This window comes from Clostridium oryzae (genome assembly GCF_002029235.1).
Taxonomy (GTDB): Bacteria; Bacillota; Clostridia; order Clostridiales; family Clostridiaceae; genus Clostridium_AE; species Clostridium_AE oryzae.
The window spans coordinates 28,633-47,104 of the sequence record NZ_MZGV01000034.1; the positions used below are offsets into that span (position 1 = coordinate 28,633).

The following is an 18,472-nucleotide window of genomic DNA, read 5'->3' on the forward strand; positions in this document are numbered from 1 at the left end:
GTACCCCCCACATTAATTATTGTTAGTGTTTTATAAAATTATTTACCTCTGTCAAGGATGGCAGAGAATTAATAGCACCACTTTTAGTAACGCTTAGAGCTGCAGCAGACATAGCAAACTCTATGCTTTCATTCATGCTTTTATCATTTGCTAGCATAAAAGTTAAAGCTCCATTAAAACAATCACCAGCACCAGTAGGATCTATAGCATTAACCCTATGTGCTTCAAACTTATGACAAAGAGAATTTGATATATATAGTGCACCAGCTTCTCCTAAAGTCACTATAATTTGCTTCAAGCCCTTCCTAAGTAATTTTTTAGCAGAAGTTATAATGTCAGCTTCTGTTTTTATTTCCATACCAGTTAAAACTTCTAACTCTGTCTCGTTAGGTGTTATGATATCAACAGCTTTTAATATATCTTCAGATATTTTTGCCGCTGGAGCTGGATTCAATATAATATATTTATTAAATTCTTTTGCTCTCTTTATAACGTGTTCTACAACTGCTAAAGGTATTTCAAGTTGCAGTAAGATTATGTCTGAACCTTTTAAAATGTCTATATTACTCTCAATATCTTCTATTGTTAGATATTGGTTAGCCCCTGGTACAACAGTTATGGCATTATCCGCATTTTTATCTATTTCAATGAGCGCAAATCCAGTTTCTACACCTTCTTTTGTCAATATGCAGTCTGTCTTTACTCCTTCTCTTTCGAGAACTTCCTTAAACTGTAATCCCTCTTTATCATCACCTATCATTCCAAGCATTGATACGTTACCCTCTAGTCTGGCCAAAGTTACTGCTTGGTTTGCACCTTTTCCCCCAAAATAGTTTTTTAAATCAGTGCCTATAACAGTTTGACCAACTTTAGGGATACTCTCAACACTGACAACTCTATCTATATTAAGACTTCCTATTACTAATACTTTCTTCACGCATTTTCCTCCTGCACGTAGAATTTCTTATTTTCAATTTAGGTGATAAAACTATATTTTCACCATTCTTTTTACCTTCAAGTATATCAATAATCATTTCTACTGACATATAACCCATTTCATAGTTGGGCTGCTTAACTGTGGTAAGTTCTGGTGTAACCATAGTAGCAACGGTTATATCATCAAATCCTACTACGCTTACTTGTTCTGGAACTTTGATGTTGTTCTTTTTCAATGCTTTGATAGCACCAAGAGCTATCAAGTCATTTCCGCAGAAAATTGCAGTAAAATCTCTCTTCCCAATTAATTCACCTACAGTACCAACTGCCCAATCGCTTTGAAAGTCGCCAACAAATACATTATTGTCATCATACTTAAGACCATTATCTTCAAGAGCATCTTTATATCCCTGCAATCTGTATCTTGAGATACTTAAGTTTAAAGGACCTGACAAAACTAATATATCCTTGTGTCCAAGTTCAATAAGATACTTTATAGCATCATAAGCACCACGATAACTATCAATAGATATGAATCCCTTAATACCATTTATATTTGTTTCTCTGTCTATTGCAATAACGGGCACTGGTATGGAAATTTGCGTTTCAAGATTTTTATCTCTACTTACAGCAGCTGCTAAAACAATTCCATCTACCATCTTTTCTACAAGTGCATTTATATATTTTATTTCTTTTTTAATATCATCATCAGAATTACAAAATATAAGATTATAGTCTTTTTCACTGGCCTTATCTTCTGCACCCCTAACTAACTCTGTAAAAAATGGATTTCTAACATCTGGTATGATGAGCCCGATAGTTTTTGTCTTTTTTGTAATCATACTTTGAGCTAACTTATTCGGAATATAGTTATATTCTTTAATAATGTTTTTCACCCTAGTTTTAGTCGTTTCACTTATATCATTATCTTTGTTATTTATAATCTTTGAAACAGTGGTTACAGATACCTCTGCTAATCTTGCAATATCTTTTATCGTAACCGACATATCATTCACTCCTTACTGTAACGTTTTACTAAAACGTTACAGTAAATATAACATATTTCCGCACGTTTTTCAATAATTTTTATAAAATATTCGCGTTTTTTGTTTGAAATTGATTTATTAGGTCATTTTTGATATTATTTATTTATCATTTCACTTATATAAAAACGTTTTTTTACTCTTTAGGAAGTTATGTTTTTTTGTAAGTAAGTTAGGTATAATAAAATATCCTTCGATATACAGAATTTACTTACTCAAGTTCTTTGTATTCAGCATATTAAATACTACTCCAATATTAAAATGAGGATGGATATTATGAGAAGACTACAAGAAAATTATGTAGAAAAAATTTATGCGGGCTTGCTTGGCAAAATTATAGGTATTAGACATGGTTCAAATATTGAAGGCTGGAGTTATGAAAGAATAGAAAAAGTCTACGGAGAAATAACAGACTATTTATTCAATTTCAAAAATTTTGCTGCTGATGATGACAGTAACGGACCTTTGTTTTTCATCCGGGCATTGGAAGATTATGCATATGAAAATGAATTAACACCCGAACATTTAGGGTTAACTTGGCTTAACTATATACCCTATGAACATGGATTTTTTTGGTGGGGTGGATATGGAAAATCTACGGAACACACTGCGTATATAAATTTGAGAAATGGAATTCCTGCACCTCGATCTGGCTCAATAGAACAAAACGGCCCTACAGTAGCCGAGCAAATTGGCGGCCAGATATTTATAGATACCTGGGGATTGCTCGTACCTGATGACTATAAATTAGCAGCTGAATATGCTAAGAAAGCTGCAAGTGTTTCTCATGGCGGAAATGGAATATATGGAGGTATGTTTGTAGCCGCATGTATAAGTGCTGCTTTTTCGAAAAAAGATATTGATGAGATTATACAGTGCGGCCTTTCTGTAATTCCGAGCGATTGTGAATATGCAAAAATGGCACATGATATAATAAACTGCCATAACAGCCATCCTGACAATTGGAAAGAATGTTTTAAATTCATACAGGATAACTATTCATATGGTCATTATCCTGGAAACTGCCACATCATACCTAACTCTGCTGTAATAATGCTGTCTTTATTATATGGTAATGGAGATTTTTCAAAATCAATTAATATATGCAATATGTGTGGATGGGATACGGATTGCAATGTGGCAAATGTCGGTACAATTATTGGTGTTAAAAATGGTCTTGAAGGAATCGACTACAAATGGCGAAAACCTATAAATGATTTAGTTATCTGTTCCAGCGTGATAGGCAGTTTAAATATACTAGATATCCCACAATGTGCTCTCTATATATCAAAATATGGATATAAGATTGCTAATGATTTATCTTACGGTAAATATGTAGATGCTCTAAGCGGCAGTGGAGCAAAATATAATTTTAATCTTCCGGGTTCAACCCACGGATTCCGTATTGAATCAGACGACAGTGAAAGCATGAATTTATCACTTCTTCATAGTGATTCAGTATTTCACAGTGGTAACGGCGCTCTAAAAATATCTGGTAGTACAATGGCCTATGGAACAGAAATAAAAGTATTTAATAAAACGTATTATAGGCCAGACGATTTTAATGACAGCAGATATGATCCTGCTTTTTCTCCAACTCTGTATCCGGGCCAAACTATTAGCGGGCATATAATGCTTGATAAAGAATCAGAAACTGGAGCTGCAGCCTGCCTATATGTGAAGGACGGTAATAGCGGCAAATATTATGAATCTTGTGCTATCCAATTAGAGCCTGGTACATGGCAGAAGTTAAATTATGATATTCCTAGAATCGATGGTGCATGTTTAGAGGAGATGGGTTTCAAAATAATATCAAAGGATGGATTTAGGCAAACGCTGATTGCATATATAGATGACGTTGATTTTAATGGCTTGGCTGATTATAGCATTGACTTCGGCAAAGAAAAAATTGAATTTTGGAATAACCTTCATCAGGAAGTAAGTCAGTTTACGTATTTAAAAGGTATTTGGACCTTAGAAGACGGTGAACTCAGCGGCAGCTGCAGTGACTATGGTGAAGCGTACACTGGTGGTTATGATTGGGAAGATTATGGTTTTCAAGCTACAGTAATTCCTAAGTTAGGAAATCATCATAATATTAATTTTAGGGTTCAGGGGGCAATGCGTTCCTATGCGTTAGGATTAGCGGAAAATAATAAGTTATTACTGTATAAAAATCACAATGGATATTCTGAATTAATGCAAACAGTTTTTGAGTGGAGTCATAATGCGGCCTATACATTTTGTGTGAATGTGTGCGGCAATAATATTAAGGTGTTCTATAAAGATAAGTTAATATTGGAATATACTGATTCTGATAAGCCGTTTTTAAAGGGACAAATAGGCGTGTCCGTTAAAGAGGGCAGCCACTGCCATTATAAAGATTTTGCTATTTTCCCGATTCATATATAATAAATTAGAGTATGGTGAAGGTAGAGAGGATTAATAGTATGGAGAAAAGCAAAATTGATTAACTAATAGGGCTGATAGCCGGATTTTATTATCTTTTGTCCTGTTCATTGTAGATAAACCCTGTTTCTTTTCTAGAAACAGGGTTTATTTACATTAATATGAATGATTAATATAATATGTGAAACAAAATTATAAGTACAGCGTATTATTACGTAAGACGAATTAGCTAAGTAAAAATTGTATGTGAAGGTAAAATATATAAAAATAAAAGCTAGAAAACTTACAGCTATGCGTCAATTTTTTTAAATAAAGTAAAAAGGGGAGTTCCGATGAAAACGAGAAAGATATTTAGTAGAATCACTGCTGGTTTAATTGCAGTGAGTGTAATTTCACCAGCGATGGAGGCTTTTGCATGTACTACAGTTATTGCTGGTAAAAATGCTACTGCTGATGGTTCCACAATAATAGCGAGAAACGATGATTGCAATCCATCAAAACCAGATTATTTTGTTGTAAGAAAAGCAAAAGAAAATGCTAGAAATGCAGTTTACAAATCTAAACAAAACAAGTTCTATTGCAAACTGCCTAAACATCAATATAAGTATACTGCTACTCCATATTGGACTGATGCCAAAGGCCAGTACGATGAAGCTGGAACTAATGAAAAGGGAGTAGGTATGAGCGCTACGGAATCTACTGTTTCTAATGATAATGTATTAAAAGTTGATCCTTTTGATGAGACACATGGAATTCAGGAGGATACTATGGTTACCGTTGTGTTGCCATACATAAAGTCTGCGAGAGATGGAGTTAAAAGATTAGGTAAGATTGTAACAGAGCAAGGTGCTGGAGAAGGAGATGGAATAATATTCTCTGATAAAAAAGAAATATGGTATATGGAAATTGGTTCAGGACATGAATGGGTAGCAAGGAGAGTTCCGGATGACTCTTATGCAGTAGTTGCAAACCAGGTTTCTATTGAAGATATAAACTTTAATGATAAAGATAATTACATGTATTCTAGTGACATAAAATCTTTTGTAGATAAGAATAAATTAAATCCTAATAAAGATGGAAAGTTTATATTCAAAGATATATTTGGTACTAACAATGATGAAGACGCTGAAGTGAATATTCCAAGAGTATGGGATGGACAAAGGATCTTATCTCCATCACAGACAAAGGATCAAGAAATAACATCTAAAAACATTCCAATGTTTCGTACACCTGATAGAAAGATAACAGTAGCTGATGTGGAGCAAGTACTTAGTTCACACTTTAACGGAACTAAGTATGATACAATAACAAATGCCGATAATACCGGTATTACATATAGACCTATAAATGTTCCTTTTACAGAAGAATCACATATAATCCAATTTAGACCTAATATGCCTAATCAGATTTCAGGGATACAGTGGCTAGCTCTTGCAACACCGGAAACTAGTGTGTATGTTCCGTTTTATGCGGGCATTACAACAACACCCAAGACTTATCGTATAGGAACAGACACACCAGATACTAAGTCAGCCTACTGGACTTATCGTACTACGCAAGTGCTGGCGGCACCATACTATAATGAATTTCTTAGTGATTTTATAAGACCTGTTCAAAAGGATATCGACAAGGAGTTTAATTATAGCATAGCGGCTGTGGATAAAAAGGCTTTAAAAATATATAAATCTAGTCCTAACAAGGTGGCCGCTTATCTTAACAAAGCAAGTGAACAGAATGCTGATTATGCCTTAGATAAATTTAGGAAATTAAATAAAATGCTGCTTAAAAAGTCTACAGTTTTTTGGCCTCGTTAGAAATATATCAGATTATTTTAAAAACAAAGAACAGAAACGCAGAGTTGATATTGATCAACTCTGCGTTTCTGCATTATTAATATAAATAAAATTTATTGTAAGAAAGCAATATATTAGAAAAATACTGATAATATCCAATTATTGACAACTGATAAACTAGAAACTATACTATAATTGATTAAATTTATCTGTGCACGGAGAGGTTTATCAGTACTTGATTTTATGGAGGAAATATGAAAAGTAATAAAAAAGTATTAAAAAAAACTGTTGCTTTTTACGTGGCGTTTGCACTCACGTTAACTAGTGCAAACATGCTTAATTGGGGATGCAAAGAAAAGGTTTACGCAGCAGAACAGGATACGTCAGTAGATTCAAACATTGCCGTTAAGTCGGCTGATGAACAACAGGTTAGTGTTTCTGATGGAAAGTTAATAACGCAGAAAAAGGATGAAAGCGTACAAGGAACAGCCCTTGCCCGAAATGTAAAACTAGTAGATGGAAAAGCAAAGAAAAATACAAGACAAATTTATGCTTACTTAAAAGCAGTTGGTAAATCAGACAGTGTCATTTATGGACATCAGGATGATACATTCCAGAAGGCCGGTTCTTTTAATTTAACATGTTCTGATACATCAGATGTAACAGGCTCCATAGCAGGCGTTTTGGGTATAGATGGTCTTGCCCTTACAGGAAATGAGTACAGTGCAAAAACTTATAACTCTACTCATAATACGTCTCTTCCACAGACACCAGCTGGAAATGTAGAGGCTGCAGCAAAGATTACCAATGAAGGAATTAGTAATGGAGCTATAGTCACATTATCCGCTCACATGCCAAACTTTGCGAATATTAAGACAAATAGCAGCTATAATTCTAAGACAGATCCAGACTATGCAAAATACAAATTTGCTGTATATACGCCAAAGGACACTACCAAAGATTGTGCAAGCAATATCTTGCCAGGCGGTAAATATAATAAGGTTTATAAGGCATACTTAGATATGATTGCAGATTATGCAAGTCAGGTAAATGGAACAATTCTTTTTCGACCATTTCATGAGAATACAGGCAGCTGGTTCTGGTGGGGGGCGGCATATTGTGATGCGGAAACTTATAAAAATGTCTACAGATATACAGTTGAGTATTTAAGAGACGCGAAAAATATTCATAATATGCTTTATGAATATGGACCAAGTAATACTGGTTCTTCTTCAGTAACTGAATATGAAACACGTTATCCTGGTGATAACTATGTAGATATGGTTGGAGTAGATATGTATGATTCCAAACCGACAGCTGAAGATGCCTGGATCTCACAGTTTAAATCTCAGCTAGAGGTAGTTAATGCATTTGCAAAGAAGCATGGAAAACTCTTCGCAGTTACAGAGACTGGAATCTCGAATGATACAGCATCAGGAGATAATCAGACTGCATTGCTAAAGACTGGTAATGGCGATAGGAATTGGTATAACAGAGTTTTAGATGCTGTATCTCAAACAGATGCATCCTATTTTCTGTTATGGGCAAACTTTAGTAAAAAAGATGGCTTCTACACACCATATGTAGATTCAATTAATTCAAATGGAACGTTGCATGGACATGAGATGCTGGATAATTTTATTTCTTTCTATAATGATGGAAGAACAATTTTTGCAGCAAATCAGAAAAAGATATTAACTGGCGGAAGTGTTGGTAGTATTAGCGTGAAACCTACCACTGCAAAGGCAATTGGATATATTGTTTCACCGCTTCCTGGAAAACGTATTCAAAAGGCAATTACAGTAACAGCAAAAATTACTAATGCAAAAGAGAATACAACTGCAAAGATAGTATTTAAAACAGACAAGAAAAACATCACTGTAAAAGCGGTTCCGAACGGAGAAGGTTATTACACCGCGAAAATAACTGCAAGTCAGGTAAAGTCACTTGGTCAATATGTAGGAACTTTGATGCTATACATTGATGGGAAAAAGGTTCAGAGTATTTCACAAGTTTACAATATCCCAAAACCAGAAATAGATACATGCGAGGTTGATGGATTTGAAAATTATAACGGTGTAGATACCGAATTGACGAAAGCATGGACGATAAACAAGGACAATAATTGTAATATTTCTCTTACATTAAACAAGAGCTATAAAGCCAATGGTGCATATGGCCTTAAATTTACTTATGATGAGACAGCTACAGGCTGGGCTGGAGCAACAATTAATAAAGCTGCTGACTGGTCTAATTGTAATGCATTACAGTTCTATATGGTGCCTGATGGAAAAAATCAGAAGACTGTTATTCAAATTACAGCTAATGGAACTGTATATGAAGCATATCTGAATACTTATGAGGAATATGTAAAGAATGGCGTTAATCCTGTTCTGGTTACAATTCCATTCTCAGATTTCTGCCAGAGAGATACAGCTGGAAATCCAACAGGAGGACTAGTAAAAGATTGCAAATCAATTACATCCTTTGGACTTTGGGTAAATGCCATTGCAAATTCTTCCGCGGTATCTAAGGGAAGGGTTAGTGGAACTTTAATTTACGATTCTATTACTGCCATAAAAGCTAAGACTAACAAAGTCTCCATTATCAAAACAAGCAGTAAAGCTTATAACGATATTCTTAATTTAAAGGTAAGTCTAAACACATCAAAGGTAACATTGTTAAAAGGCAAGAACAAGACATTAACTGCAACTGTTACAGGAAACGGAGATAAGTCTGTAACCTGGTATTCAACAAATCCAGCTATCGCCGCAGTAAACGATAATGGAGAGATTACTGCAGAAAGGACAGGTACAGTAAAGATAGTTGCAAAGGTTAGAAATGGTAAAAAAGCGATTTGCAAGTTTACTGTAAAAGCAAATTCAGACGATAAAGATATTATACCTGCTCCTACGAACTATGTAACAGAAGATGAAATGAAGCTTGCACAGGAGTGGACTGGCGTGAATAAATCAGCATTGGCAGCAGTTATGAAGAAAGCGGAGTCGGGGAAAAAAGTAACTATTGCAGTAATAGGAGGGTCTATTACGCAAGGAACAATATCAAATGGTACTTCTGATTCAACTGTTTCAACTAAAGCTGCATATACAGATACTTTTTTTAAATGGTGGAAAGAGACCTTCCCAAGTGTAGAATTTAACTTTGTGAATGCGGGTATTGGTGCTACAGATTCTTACCTTGGAGTTCATCGTGTTCAAAAAGACGTTTTGGATAAAAACCCTGATCTCGTATTGGTAGAGTTTTCGGTAAATGACTGGGAAACAGACTTTTATAAGAAAACTTATGATAATTTAATAAGAAGAATATTATTGTATAAAAACAATCCAGCAGTAATGCTGTTGTTTATGTCACAGGTTAACGGTGATAGTTCCCAGAATAATGATGCCTATATAGGGACTAAGTATGAGCTGCCAATGATTAGTTATAAAAATGTAATTATAGATATGATGAAGAAAGCAATTTATACTAAGGAGCAGCTTTCAGGGGACACAGTTCATCCATCTGCTCTTGGTCATGCAATTGCAGGTGAGATTATATGGAAGTACCTTAACTCTGTATATAAAGATGAGGACATTTATGGTAAACCATCGACATTTAATAAAACTGCTGTTACAAAGGATTGTTATTTAGATTCTGAAATCCTTGATAGTACTAGCATTAAACCAGATAGTTTTGGAACATTTAAAACTAGTAATGAGTTTGCAACTTTTCCTAATGACTGGACCTGCTTAGAAGGTACTGGTGATATTACTTTTACAATTTCTTGTAAGAACCTAGGAATTATGTATTACTGTCAGACTAATGGAAAAGGTGGTCAATTTGATGTATATGTTGATGGAAAACGTGTTGATACGTTAAATGCAGATTTTTCCGGAGGCTGGGGAAATTATGCGAAGACTCAGGAATGCTATACCTCTGATGAGACTGCAAAGCATACTATTACTATTAAAAAAGCTGATGACTCTAAGGAAAATGAGTTTAGTGTCTTAGGTTTATTAGTATCACATTAATTGGCATGATGAAAGAGGAGCTGATTTAACCAATATCAGCTCCTTTAGTAATAGCTGATTATTTCAACATGGCGATATTTTACTTAAGTCACCATTTGCTTACTATGACATATAATAAACTATAAATTAAAATCGTAATGTAATATTAATGTTCTGTAATTAAGTATAAAGTTTTAGATTTACAGTACTAAAGGAGGATATTTATGAATTTGATATCTGAGGTTCAGGATAATATTGAAAATTGTATTTCCAATAAACATTTTCACGCTGTACCCTGTAGTCGACATCCGCAGCCTAGCGAAGTATTATTAAGTTCTGCTAAGGTTAATTCTGGACCAATCACATTTACTAAAGAAGCTCCACCTTTTGTTCAGACCTTTAATCAACCTTTGACCAGTATAACTCTTAATGCGGGTTGTTTTAGTAGGGCAAAAGTTTTAATCAGATTCGTAGGAAGTTTAACTGAAACCCCAAATTACTTTTTGACGTTAACAGTACCAACAGGTATATTAATTTTTACATTGTATAAAATCTGCGAAAAAAGTTCTATTCGACAAGTTGCTGCTACTTATACTATTAATTATACAGATATTAGTGGATATAGCGGTTCTCGTGCTCTAGACTTTGAATATTTTACTTGTGATGAGCAGTGGGGGGAGTGCTATACCTATACCTTGGAACTTACAAGCATTTCCGATAGTGGCCGCATTGATAGCAATTACTTTTTCACAGGAGTATTTTCTGCACTGGCTGTAGGTACACGCTGTTAGCATTTAATTAAAGAAAGAAAAGGAGAATTTACTTATGGCTATATCTAACAATTGTACCATCACAACCCCTTTAATATATGATCTTCCACTTACAGAAGACATAGATTTATTCTTATTTTCTTTAACTGTTGATCAAACTTACTTTATTCCTGCAGCTTGGAATATACAATTTAATATTATGCTAACTGGTTCAGCTACACTGACAGGAGACTACACTTATACTTTTAATCTGCTTCAAGAGAATTCAACAGAAATCATACCCTTTACTTTTACCCAATCTCTAACTGTTGGAGAATCTAAAGTTCAGCGTGCACATTTTAAATATGAAGTAACTCCTAAAGAAGTAAGATCAACAATGACGTATACATTTCAACTTGCTAGTATTAGTTTAGGTACTACAAGCACGCCCGTTCCTACTACTACGCTTACAATTAATAGAGGTGTTCTGACTGGTACGATCACACCAGTATTGAATTCAGGTTCTTAGTATTGTTTATAAATTTAACAAAATTATTTAAGGAGGAATATTATGGATTCTCCATACAATTACAACAACTTCAAAAATCATTTAGAGTGTGATAAACATAATGATTTTGAAGCTCATAATTTATGTCCTTTGCCAGGAAAGGCACTTTTAGAAGCTAATGTCAGCAATTTTGAATTGTCTAATATAGAATTTGAAGCTAATGGTACTACTTTGACTTTAGATAAGTTTATAGCAGCTGTTAATATTGATACAACATGTTTATCGAAAGCAAAGCTTTTAATTCATTTTGGCGGCATTTTAGATTTAACCTCACCTGATAATTTTTTAGTATCTAATCTTATATTTACTTTGTTTAGAGTTTGTGACAGGAATAAGGTGCCTCAACCTTTGACCACCTTTAGTCACATTTTTGTAAATACATCTGGATATCAAAATAGCAGCAGTTTAAACTTTGAATACACATCTTGTGACAATTTGAGTTGTTGTGGAGCTAACTGCACCTATATATTAAAGTTAACCTCAATTACAGCTCAGATTGCTGGAACTGAGAATATTTCCATTAATGGTGTGCTTTCCGCGCTAGCTGTAGAAAAACAATGCTAATCAAGAAGAGTATAATAGAAAAGAGAAAGCAATCTCCGTGGGCTGAAAAATGCCTCTTGTACTTGCTTTCTCTCAGCTGCCTATTAAATATGTTTTAGATTTTTCTTTTCAAGTAACAGTATAACATTTATGGACATCCACGTCCGCAAAGTCTGCAGTCTCTTTTAGGTGTATTAAAGGGTCTTATAGAAAATTCTTTTCCATTCATATTACATTTTACGCGCATTAGTAAGTCTCTTCAAGCTGTACAATAGAACTGATGGTTCTAATAAGCTTGGACAATTATTTGAATTAGCTATTAACATTTCATCTATTATTTGGTAGTTATTAAGATATAATTATGGTACAATAAAATGGGACAAGCATTGATTTATATGTTTGAATATGATTTTATGCAACAAATCTTGGTATATTTATGGAGGGTATATGGGTGTGGTTTTAAAAAGGCGAATAAAAAAAATAAAGACAATGTGTTGTATTGTATTTTTACTTACAATTATATTTAGTTTTATGGAGGTTCCGCAGGCTGTAAAAGCTGCAACCGGAACAGTAGCGGTTCCAACATCAGTAAAAGCAGTATCATATTCATATAATAGTACATATATTAGTTGGAGTTCAGTAGCGGGAGCGGGCGGATATGCAATTTATAGAGCTGAATCAAGTACGGGAAATTATGCATTGATATCAATGACTACTGTGCAAGGTTATAGGGATACTGCACTGACTACAGGAAAGACATACTACTATAAAATAAGAGCGTATAGAGTTTCAGGAAAAACAAGGGTTTATGGAAATTATTCTTCAAAGGCTAGTGTTAAACCTATTCCATCGGCTCCAACTTTAGTAAAGGCAGCCGCATCTTCATATAATAGTACTACTATTAGTTGGGGCGGGGTAGCAGGAGCAAATGGCTATCAAGTGTACCAAGCTACATCAAGTACAGGTACATATAAATTAATAGCGGCTACTGCAGCTAAGGTTTATAGAACTACTGGATTAAAAATGGGGACAACCTATTATTATAAAGTTAGAGCATATAGAAATATTGACGGCAAAAAAGTGTACAGTAGTTTTTCGACTGTAAAAAAAGGAACTATTTCTGTAGTAAAGGTAACATCGGTAACCTTAAATAAAAGTGTAGATACTTTAGTAATAGGAACTTCAAAAACATTAACGGTTTCGATAGCACCAGCGAATGCAACTAATCAATCAGTAACTTGGGAGTCTTCAGACGATACTGTGGCAACAGTGGATGATGAAGGAAATGTAACAGCAGTTGGTGTTGGTACAGCAACAATCACTGTTACAACTGTAGATGGGAGCAAGACTGCAGCTTGTATTATAACTGTAAATAGTGATGTAAATAATGTTCAGATTAATGGGATTGATGTTTCTAGACACCAGCAGAAAATAAATTGGGCATCGGTAAAAAAAGCTGGCGTTCAATTTGCAATGATAAGGTCATCTTTTGGAGATGGCACTAGCGGATATAAGGATAATGGTATTGATACTATGTTTGAAACCAATTATACTGAGGCTAAAGCTAATGGAATAGCGGTAGGTGCCTATCATTACAGTTATGCAAAAACAATAGATGAGGCTGAAACAGAAGTCGATTTTTTTATAAGCCGATTGCAGGGAAAGCAGTTTGAATATCCAGTATGTGTAGACATAGAAGATGCATCACAGAGTAGCCTTAGTAAAAAAAAGCTGACGGATATAGCACTTGTTTATTTACAAAGGCTCAATGAAGCAGGATATTATCCAATGATATATGCAAATAAAAATTGGTTTACCACAAAGTTAGACGATAGTAAGCTTACAACTTATGAGCATTGGCTTGCACAATATAACTCTTCAATTACATATACAGGTACAGTGGGAATATGGCAGTACACTTCATCTGGCATTATAAATGGAATCAATGGCAAAGCAGACATGGATATTTCATATGTTGATTATGCAGCTAAAATAAAATCGCTTCATCTAAATGGATTTTAACAATAAGCTGATTCTAAGTTATACGCTTTTCAAATATGTAAAAATGGAGATGGTTGCTGCTTAATCATCTCTTTTTTACTTTTTGGGAATTTATGTATTTTACTGGCTTACATATTTTGGTTGAAATACTTATCGAAAAAAAATTATTTATGGAGGTTGTTTTGAAAAAAAGAATAAGAAAAATTAGAGGTATAAGCTGTATTATCATTTTAATTGCATTCATACTGAGTTTGGTTGAAGTTCCCAAGCATGTAAATGCTGAAACAAAGAATCTGCCTACATCGATGAAGGTAAATGCAGTTTTGTCATCACATAATGGAGATAGCAGATTACATAAGGAATTTTCTTCTACATCCGATTCACAGTTTGTATTGGATACTCCGGAATCGCTGAAAGCAGAGGAATACTCTTATGACAGCATTACTGTTAGCTGGTCAGGTGTGACGGGAGCAAGTGGTTATGAGGTTTATAGAGCTGAATCCAGCGATGGACCTTACAATTTAATATTGACTTCAGTCTCTACGTCTTGTATCGATAAAGGTGTAATAACAGATAAAACTTATTATTACAAGGTGAGGGCATATACAGTAACCGGTGATAGCAAGATATATAGTGATTTTACGCCTGTGGTAAACGGGGCAGCTACTATAATTAATGTAGTTTCTGTGGGTTTAGATAAAAAAACAGATACTTTAACTGTAGGAGATAAAGATACTTTAGCGGTATCTATAAAACCTAAAAATGCTACTAATCAATCTGTTATGTGGAATTCTTCAGATGAAACTGTGGCAAAAATTAATAGCAAGGGAAAGATAACTGCGGTAGGAGCAGGTAAAACAATAATAACAGTAATAACTGTAGACGGAGGTATAACTGCAAGCTGTACAATAATAGTGAAGGATGTTGTAAAAAATCCTAAAATTAAAGGTATTGATGTTTCTAAGTGGCAGAATAGGATAAATTGGTCGAAGGTAAAAAGATCCGGTGTTAAATTTGCAATGATAAGAGCATCTTATGGAAGCAGTGGTGTTGATCAAATGTTTTCAGCAAATTATGCATCGGCAAAGGCTAATGGAATAGCTGTGGGTGCTTATCATTACAGTTATGCTACAACAGTGTCTAGGGCTAATAAGGAGGTAAATTTCTTTATAAAACGATTGAAAGGAAAGAAATTTGAATATCCAATATGCGTGGATGTAGAAGATTCATGTCAGAGAGGCCTTAATAAAAAGAAGCTTACAAACATAGTACTTACTTATCTTAGAAAGCTGAGCAAAGCAGGATATTATCCAATGATATATGCAAATAGAACCTGGTACACAACAGAATTGGATGATACAAGACTTAAAGTTTATGATCATTGGCTTGCACAGTGGGGAGCTTCTATCACATATAAGGGTAAAGTGGGAATGTGGCAGTACACTTCATCTGGGAAGGTTAAAGGGATAAACGGCAGAGTAGATATGGATATTTCATATGTTGACTATGCAGCTAAAATAAAGAAACTTCATAAAAATGGGTTCTAAAGATACATTGCAGTGTACACCAAATGTATACAAGCATCTTGGAATTTAAAGAATGAGCTGATTGAGTTAAAATCAGCTTATTTTTTGTTTATCATTACAATTCTAGTAATGTGAAAAGTTTGTAAAAGTTGAATTTTACACTAAATTGCATCACATTTATATAATATTATTAAATTTAAGGTACTCTTTATATTAATTAGGCATTGAAGTATAATTATGCTAAAATAAAGAAGACAGGCTATGGCTGAGTATTAGTTGGCGCAACTGTATTTGTGCTTAATAAAAAATATATATTATTATACTATGGAGGCTGTTTTGAGAGAAAAAATAAAGAAATTAAGGACAACATGTTCTATTATCATTTTAGCAACATTTTTATTTAATTTTTTAGAGGTTTCGCAAGTTGTAAGTTCGAAAACCGTAACATTAGCTGCAGTTACCTCGGTAAGAGCTGTATCATACTCATATAATAGTACATACATTAGTTGGAAGTCAGTAACAGGGGCAAGTGGCTATAAAGTCTATAGGGCTACATCAAGTAAAGGAACCTATAAATATATAGCAACTACTAAGTCAAAGACATATAAAAACACTGGACTTACTACTGGAAAGACGTATTACTATAAAATAAGAGCGTATAAGACGTCAGGAAAGACGAAAATATATGGAAAGTATTCCTCAAAAGTAAGTGCTAAGCCAATTCCATCTCCTCCGACGTTAGTAAAAGCATCAAAGGCTTCATATAATAGTATTAATATAAGCTGGGGTGGAGTATCAGGAGCAAATGAATATAAATTATATAGAGCTACATCCAGTAAGGGAAGCTATAAGTTAATAAAGACAACTAAGACAAAAAGCTATAAAAATACAGGACTGAATACAGGAACAACTTATTATTATAAGGTGAAAGCATATAGAAATGTCGGCAGGAGCAAAGTATATAGCAATTATTCATCTGTTGTGAGCTCAAAGCCATCATTATCTACTCCAACTTCGGTTAAGGCAGCAGTATCATCATATAACAGTGTTACTGTCAGCTGGGGTGGAGTATCAGGAGCAAACGGATATAAGTTATATAGAGCTACATCCAGTAAAGGAAGCTATGCTTTAATATCAACTACTACGTCAAAGAGTTATAAAAATACTGGTTTAACAACAGGGACAAGCTATTATTATAAAGTGAAAGCGTATAGAAATGTTGACAGCAGCAAAGTGTACAGCAGCTATTCATCTGTTGTGAGCTCAAAGCCATCATTATCTACTCCAACTTCGGTTAAGGCAACAGTATCATCATATAACAGTGTTACTGTCAGTTGGGGTGAAGTTACAGGAGCAAGCGGATATGAAATCTATAGAACATCATCAAGTTCAGGGACATATACATTAGTATCTACGACAACATCAAAGAGTTATTCAGATATAGGACTATCAACAGGGACAAGCTACTATTATAAAGTTAGAGCATATGTAGATACCGAAAATAGCAAAGTTTATAGCAGTTATTCATCTGTTATAAATACAAAGCCAGCGTTACCTGTACCCAGTGTGGAAGCGTCTGTATCAGCTTCTCATGATGATATTGATTTAAGCTGGAATGCAATATCAGAAGTAAATGGTTATGAGGTGTACAGAGCCTCCTCAAGCTCCGGAACTTATACTTTGATTTCAGATACATCTTCAACAAGTTATAGTGATATAGGATTAACAGCAGGGACAACTTATTACTATAAGGTTAGAGCGTACATAAACACTGGAGACAATAAACTATATAGCAGTTATTCTACTGTTGTAAGTAGAACTGTCTCTGCAATTAATGTTACTGCTGTAAGTCTAAATAAAAGTACAGATACGTTAGTTTTAGGACGTACAGATACTTTAACAGCATCAATAACTCCAACAAATGCAACTAATCAATCAGTAAAATGGAAATCTTCAAATAGCACTGTAGTGAAAGTTGACAGCAAAGGAAAACTAACAACAGTAAGTAAGGGTACAGCGACAATTACTGTAACGACGGTAGATGGTAATATGACAGCAACATGTAAAATAACTGTAAGTAACGCAAATATCAAAGGAATTGATGTTTCTAAATGGCAAGGAACAATAAAATGGTCTTCTGTAAAAAGTGCGGGCATTAAATTTGCGATGATAAGATCCTCCTATGGAAGCAGCAGTGTTGATCCTATGTTTAGTACGAATTACGCTGGAGCTAAAGCTAATGGAATAGCAGTTGGCGCATATCATTACAGTTATGCTAATACAGTATCAAAAGCTACTACGGAAGTAAATTCATTTATAAAACAATTAAAAGGAAAACAGTTTGAATATCCGGTATGTGTGGATATGGAAGATCCATCTTTGAGCAGTCTTAGCAAGACAACCTTAACTAATATAGTACTTGTATATCTTAATAAACTGAGTGAAGCTGGTTATTATCCGATGATCTATGCAAATAAAACTTGGTTTACATCAAAGTTAGACGACTCAAAGCTTAAATCATATGATCATTGGCTAGCACAGTGGGCATCTTCTATTACATACACGGGGGCAGTAGGTATATGGCAGTATAGCGATGCAGGTTCTGTAAGCGGAATTAGCGGTAAAGTTGATATGGACATAGCCTATGTTGATTATGCAACTAAAATAAAGTCACTTCATTTAAATGGATTTTAATAATAAAATCATTATAGACAGGCTTCTATCACAGCCTGTCTATTCTTATGAATATTTTAGTCTCTAGGAATTTACACTGGTGTTCAGAGAATGGAAATGAAATCATATTGACAAGATAAATAGAAAACTTTAGTAGCGGGTCCAAAATTTTAGCATTTAAAAAAGTCAGTATCCTTAGTAAAGTAATGTTTGGACAAACT

The 18,472-nt window shown here is 34.3% G+C and carries 11 protein-coding genes; 9 read left to right on the forward strand and 2 right to left on the reverse strand.

What is annotated here, in order from left to right; genetic code table 11:
* Positions 1-22: 22 nt before the first annotated feature.
* Positions 23-937, reverse strand: a complete 915-nt coding sequence (gene rbsK / locus CLORY_RS14650; protein ID WP_079425760.1) for a ribokinase — start codon at positions 935-937, stop codon at positions 23-25.
* Entirely contained in the window at positions 906-1,943 is a 1,038-nt protein-coding gene (locus CLORY_RS14655) for a LacI family DNA-binding transcriptional regulator (RefSeq protein WP_079425762.1), read from the reverse strand. Before CLORY_RS14655 ends, rbsK begins: the two co-directional genes overlap by 32 nt.
* A gap of 312 nt (positions 1,944-2,255) precedes the next feature.
* On the opposite strand from CLORY_RS14655, the gene CLORY_RS14660 reads away from it, so the two are divergent.
* The 9 genes from CLORY_RS14660 to CLORY_RS14700 all read left to right on the forward strand — a co-directional run bounded on the left by CLORY_RS14660 (position 2,256) and on the right by CLORY_RS14700 (position 18,272).
* A complete protein-coding gene (locus CLORY_RS14660) occupies positions 2,256-4,391 on the forward strand; it encodes an ADP-ribosylglycohydrolase family protein (RefSeq protein ID WP_079425764.1) in 2,136 nt (711 codons plus the stop codon).
* Positions 4,392-4,720: 329 nt separating this feature from the next.
* A complete protein-coding gene (locus tag CLORY_RS14665) occupies positions 4,721-6,202 on the forward strand; it encodes a C69 family dipeptidase (protein ID WP_079425766.1) in 1,482 nt (493 codons plus the stop codon).
* Between the two features lie 233 nt (positions 6,203-6,435).
* Entirely contained in the window at positions 6,436-10,212 is a 3,777-nt protein-coding gene (locus CLORY_RS14670; protein ID WP_079425768.1) for a glycosyl hydrolase, read from the forward strand.
* 209 nt (positions 10,213-10,421) lie between these two features.
* Positions 10,422-10,982, forward strand: coding sequence for a DUF4489 domain-containing protein (locus tag CLORY_RS14675; protein ID WP_169911639.1), 561 nt, complete (start codon positions 10,422-10,424; stop codon positions 10,980-10,982).
* Positions 10,983-11,016: 34 nt separating this feature from the next.
* Positions 11,017-11,469 (forward strand): hypothetical protein, encoded by a 453-nt coding sequence (locus tag CLORY_RS14680; RefSeq protein WP_079425771.1) that lies wholly within the window; start codon positions 11,017-11,019, stop codon positions 11,467-11,469.
* 42 nt (positions 11,470-11,511) lie between these two features.
* Positions 11,512-12,072 (forward strand): DUF4489 domain-containing protein, encoded by a 561-nt coding sequence (locus CLORY_RS14685; RefSeq protein WP_079425772.1) that lies wholly within the window; start codon positions 11,512-11,514, stop codon positions 12,070-12,072.
* 426 nt (positions 12,073-12,498) lie between these two features.
* A complete protein-coding gene (locus CLORY_RS14690; RefSeq protein WP_169911640.1) occupies positions 12,499-14,073 on the forward strand; it encodes a GH25 family lysozyme in 1,575 nt (524 codons plus the stop codon).
* Between the two features lie 161 nt (positions 14,074-14,234).
* On the forward strand, positions 14,235-15,599 hold the full coding sequence (locus tag CLORY_RS14695) for a GH25 family lysozyme (protein ID WP_169911641.1): 1,365 nt from the start codon (positions 14,235-14,237) through the stop codon (positions 15,597-15,599).
* A 315-nt stretch (positions 15,600-15,914) separates the two neighbouring features.
* Positions 15,915-18,272 (forward strand): GH25 family lysozyme, encoded by a 2,358-nt coding sequence (locus CLORY_RS14700; protein ID WP_169911642.1) that lies wholly within the window; start codon positions 15,915-15,917, stop codon positions 18,270-18,272.
* The last annotated feature ends 200 nt before the right edge of the window (positions 18,273-18,472 follow it).

Coding starts and splice junctions, on each gene's coding strand:
- CLORY_RS14690 (WP_169911640.1), top strand. CDS start 12,499: ATGGGTGTGGTTTTAAAAAGGCGAATAAAAAAAATAAAGACAATGTGT.
- CLORY_RS14680 (WP_079425771.1), top strand. CDS start 11,017: ATGGCTATATCTAACAATTGTACCATCACAACCCCTTTAATATATGAT.
- CLORY_RS14655 (WP_079425762.1), bottom strand. CDS start 1,943: ATGTCGGTTACGATAAAAGATATTGCAAGATTAGCAGAGGTATCTGTA.
- CLORY_RS14685 (WP_079425772.1), top strand. CDS start 11,512: ATGGATTCTCCATACAATTACAACAACTTCAAAAATCATTTAGAGTGT.
- CLORY_RS14665 (WP_079425766.1), top strand. CDS start 4,721: ATGAAAACGAGAAAGATATTTAGTAGAATCACTGCTGGTTTAATTGCA.
- CLORY_RS14660 (WP_079425764.1), top strand. CDS start 2,256: ATGAGAAGACTACAAGAAAATTATGTAGAAAAAATTTATGCGGGCTTG.
- CLORY_RS14670 (WP_079425768.1), top strand. CDS start 6,436: ATGAAAAGTAATAAAAAAGTATTAAAAAAAACTGTTGCTTTTTACGTG.